Here is a 3888-nt window from a genome sequence, read left to right as displayed (position 1 = left end):
GGTGGTACTGGACCTGTCCGGGGGCGATGTCCGACTTCCGGACGAGGTCGTTGAAGTGAATTCCCGGACGGGATTCGACGCATCGGCGTATCCGCGTTCGTGTTTCGGTCATCGTAAATTATCGTTTTTCCACAGTTCTGGCGTAGTACACTGCTCCGATGAGCAGGAACATCATCACGATGTCCAACCCGTGTTCGAACAGGTGATGGGCGTTCGCGGTGAGATAGTTCGCCATCGTCAGCCCACCGACGAGTTCGCGGCCCGCGAGGGCCGCGAACGCGAGCGCGATCAGCAGATACGGAAGCGAACGTCGTTGGCGAAATGCCCCGAGCGCCAGCAGAAAGATGGCCGCCGACCCGAGCCCCGCGACTGCGAGCACGACGTGGAGCGCGACGCTCCCCCCTTGGGTGACGACGTGGAGCGGGTACAGCGGCACCATCTGGCGTCGAGTTCGTTCCCGAGACACCTGAGGGATTCGATTCACGGACGAAGGGGCAACCGCTTCCGGGGCCATCCGCTTTTAACGGTTCACCGCACAACGTACGGCCATGAGCGAAGCACACGCGAACGAAGAACTCGTCGTCTACTCCGATTACGTCTGTCCGTTCTGCTATCTCGGTCGGCGGTCGTTGGAACGGTATCGGGAGACGCGGGAGGAACCGCTCTCGCTCGACTGGCATCCGTTCGACCTCCGAAGCGGGAAGCGAAACCCCGACGGAACCATCGACACGGCCGCGGACGACGGGAAGGGCGACGAGTACTACGAGCAGGCGCGGGAGAACGTGCGACGGTTGCAGGAGAAATACGGGGTCGAGATGGCACAGGAGATAGCGACCGACGTCGATTCGCTCCCCGCGCAGGTCGCCTCCTACTACGTCAAAAACGAGCGCCCCGACCGATGGCTCGACTTCGACGAAGCCATCTTCGCCGCGCTCTGGCAGGACGGCCGCGACATCAGGGATACGACCGTTCTCGCCGATCTCGCCACGGATGTCGGACTCGATGGCGACGAGATTCGGGACGCGATCGGCGACGACGAACTCCGCGCGGAACTCGACGAACTGTTCACGGACGCACAGCAGCAGGGCATCACGGGCGTTCCGACGTTCATCTACGACGGATACGCCGCACGCGGCGCGGTTCCGCCGGAGCAACTCGAACGGCTCGTCGACGGCGTCGAATAAATCAACCTCCTCACGTCGCGATTATAGCAGTTTTACCTGTCCCGCCCGGCCTCGTGAACGGTAGATGGCAGGACGGTTCGCACTCGACATCGAGACGGTGAGTCCGACGCTCGAACGGTACGAGACACCGCCGGAGTTCGACGACCCCGGCTACTTCGAGTTACTCGCGGTCGCCCTCGGTCACGAATCACCGGACGGCGACCGTGAAGCGGAGGTGCTGTTTCGGGAGGGAGAAACGCCCGCCAGCGAACTGGACCTGGTGGCGCGAACGCTCGACTGGTTCGCCCGACGGGACGGAACCGAAGTCGTCACCTACGGCGGGGAGACGTTCGACGTGCCGCAGTTGGTGGGACGAGCGAAGGCCGCGGAATCGGCGGACGCGGGGAGAGCAGAAACGGGGGTCGCCGAGCGGTTACGTTCCCTGCTCGAATCCGAACTGACGCACGTCGACCTGCGCCGTCCGGCGTGGGACGCCTTCGGCGACTACACGCGACTCGAAGACGCCTGTCGGAACGTCGGTGTGGAACCCGACGACACGTACTGGCAGGAGTACGACCACGGCATCGACCTCGACGAACTGCGACCCGAGAAGTTCCGGGGCTTCGGGAAAGTCATCAACAAGGACGTCCCGGTGTTCGGCGAGCGATACCTCGCGCTCGCGGAGGTCGGCGCGACGGAAACCCTGACGTTCCGCTCGCTTCACGAACTGCTGGATCACTACAGTCGGGAGGACGTACTGCACCTGTTCGACCTCGCCGACGCCCGTCCGTTTCGGATCGCGTGATTCTACGTCCCCTCGTTTCCCGTTCGAACCTGAAAGTTCCACCTACCGAGGCGTATAGGATAGTGGGGTACCAATCACGCCGACATGACACGAATCGCAGTGACGGGTGCCGCCGGGAACGTCGGGCGGGAGTCCCTCACGGCGCTCGAAGACTACGATGTGACGCCGATTACCCACAGCGCACACGACGATATCGACGGCGTCGTGTGCGACGTGTCGGAGTACGACGAACTGTCGGACGCCCTGTCGGGTCACGACGTGGTGATCCACTTGGCGGCGAATCCCTCTCCCGAAGCGGACTGGCGGAGCACGGTGGACGTGAACATCGAAGGAACGCGGAACGTCTTCGAGGCCGCACGGGAACACGGGATTCGGCGCGTCGTCTTCGCCTCCTCGAACCACGCGGTGGGGATGTACAACGCGGCGGACCCGACGGAAACCGAGACGCTGGAACTGGACACGGTTCGACCGGTATATCACGACGACCCGCCGCGCCCCGACTCCTACTACGGCGTGAGCAAGGTGACGGGCGAGGCACTCGGCAGTTACTACGCCGACCGCTACGGTATCGAAGTAATCAACCTCCGCATCGGGTGGCTCCTCTCCGAGGACGACCTCCGCGGGACACAAGACGGATCACCCGAGCATGCCCGGTTCGCCCGTGCGATGTGGCTGAGCCCGCGGGATTGTCGAAACGTGATTCGCGCCGCCGTCGAGGCGGACCTCCCGGAACCGACCGTCACCGCGCATGCGACGTCGCGGAACGACGACCGATTCCTCTCGCTGATTTGGACCGAACGGGCGCTGGGGTATCGACCGCGGGACAACGCGACGGAAGCCCTCGACTGAGCGTCGTTATCCGCCTTCCATCCCGACCGTCTTCGGATGGGGTTCGTTTTCGTCCTCGGCCATGCCGAGATACAGCGCGGAGTTGACCAACCCGACGTGGCTGAACGCCTGTGGGTAGTTGCCCAACTGCTGACCCGTCTCGGGGTCGATTTCCTCCGCGAGCAGACCGAGCGGACTCGCGTACGAGCAGACCGACTCGAACACCTCGCGGGCCTCCTCGACGCGTCCCGACTGGGCCAACGCGGACACCAACCAGAACGAACAGATGACGAACGCACCTTCCTCACCCGGGAGGCCGTCCTCGGCGTCGTAGCGCTTCACGAGGCCGTCGGTTTCGAGGCGGTCACGGATAGCGTCGATGGTGTTCTGTACTTTCTCGTCGTCGAACGGGAGGAACCCGACGACGGGAATCAGCAACGCCGTCGCGTCGAGCGCGTCCGTGTCGTAGGCTTGGGTGAAGCTCCCGACCTCGTCGTCGTAGCCGTGTTCGAGCACGTCGCCACGGATCATATCGCGCGTCTCCTGCCATTTCTCGGTAGGCGCGTCGAATCCCCACTCGTCGGCGATTCGCAGGCCGCGGTCGAGCGCGACCCAACACATCACCTTGGAGTGAACGAACTGGTCCGGGCCGCCACGAACTTCCCAGATTCCGGCGTCCGGTTTGTCCCACACGTCACAGACGTGCTCGACGATACGGCGAACCGCCTCCCAGTCATCCGGATCGAAATCACCGCCGTCCGAGGTTTCGTATATCGCCAGGAGGAGTTCGCCGAAGACGTCGAGTTGTCGCTGGTCCTTGGCCCCGTTACCGACGCGAACCGGCGTCGAACCGCGATACCCCGCGAGATAATCGAGCGTCTTTTCCGATAGGTCTGGGTCGCCGTGGAGTCCGTACAGTGGCTGTATTTTGGTCGGATGCTCGGTTTGACTGAGTCCGAGGAACCAATCGAAGTACGCTTCGGCCTCGTCGGTGTGTCCGAGGTTGGCCAGCGCCTGAATCGTGAACGCCGCGTCGCGGATCCAGTTGTAGCGATAATCCCAGTTTCGGACGCCGCCGACGTTCTCGGGAAG

At 63.5% G+C, this 3888-nt stretch carries 5 protein-coding genes and 1 pseudogene; 3 read left to right on the top strand and 3 right to left on the bottom strand.

All coding sequences use genetic code 11. From position 1 onward, the window contains the following. Positions 1 to 112, bottom strand: a pseudogene (locus tag WBV42_RS04015) (winged helix-turn-helix transcriptional regulator); the annotation flags it as partial. 6 nt (positions 113 to 118) lie between these two features. Further along, complete coding sequence (locus WBV42_RS04010; RefSeq protein WP_423984892.1) at positions 119 to 439, bottom strand: DUF7471 family protein; 321 nt, start codon at positions 437 to 439, stop codon at positions 119 to 121. A 109-nt stretch (positions 440 to 548) separates the two neighbouring features. Between WBV42_RS04010 and WBV42_RS04005 the strand changes: the two genes are divergently transcribed. The 3 genes from WBV42_RS04005 (at position 549) to WBV42_RS03995 (ending at position 2817) form a co-directional block, all read left to right on the top strand. After that, positions 549 to 1184, top strand: coding sequence for a DsbA family oxidoreductase (locus tag WBV42_RS04005; RefSeq protein ID WP_423984891.1), 636 nt, complete (start codon positions 549 to 551; stop codon positions 1182 to 1184). A gap of 64 nt (positions 1185 to 1248) precedes the next feature. Beyond that, positions 1249 to 1968, top strand: a complete 720-nt coding sequence (locus tag WBV42_RS04000; protein WP_423984890.1) for a hypothetical protein — start codon at positions 1249 to 1251, stop codon at positions 1966 to 1968. Between the two features lie 84 nt (positions 1969 to 2052). Then, positions 2053 to 2817, top strand: a complete 765-nt coding sequence (locus WBV42_RS03995; protein WP_423984889.1) for an NAD-dependent epimerase/dehydratase family protein — start codon at positions 2053 to 2055, stop codon at positions 2815 to 2817. A 6-nt stretch (positions 2818 to 2823) separates the two neighbouring features. On the opposite strand, the gene WBV42_RS03990 is transcribed toward WBV42_RS03995, so the two are convergent. After that, positions 2824 to 3888 (bottom strand): glycoside hydrolase family 15 protein (locus WBV42_RS03990; protein ID WP_423984888.1); only part of this gene is annotated, 1065 nt, incomplete at its 5' end.

Source organism: Haladaptatus sp. (assembly GCF_049589095.1).
In the GTDB taxonomy this organism is placed as follows: Archaea; Halobacteriota; Halobacteria; order Halobacteriales; family Haladaptataceae; genus Haladaptatus.
Note: the sequence above shows the minus strand (reverse complement) of the source record. Positions and strands in the feature narration are given on the sequence as shown.

What these genes read in the sequence shown, in the direction of transcription:
- WBV42_RS04010 (WP_423984892.1), bottom strand. Translation starts at nt 439, where the DNA reads ATGGTGCCGCTGTACCCGCTCCACGTCGTCACCCAAGGGGGGAGCGTC.
- WBV42_RS04000 (WP_423984890.1), top strand. Translation starts at nt 1,249, where the DNA reads ATGGCAGGACGGTTCGCACTCGACATCGAGACGGTGAGTCCGACGCTC.
- WBV42_RS03995 (WP_423984889.1), top strand. Translation starts at nt 2,053, where the DNA reads ATGACACGAATCGCAGTGACGGGTGCCGCCGGGAACGTCGGGCGGGAG.
- WBV42_RS04005 (WP_423984891.1), top strand. Translation starts at nt 549, where the DNA reads ATGAGCGAAGCACACGCGAACGAAGAACTCGTCGTCTACTCCGATTAC.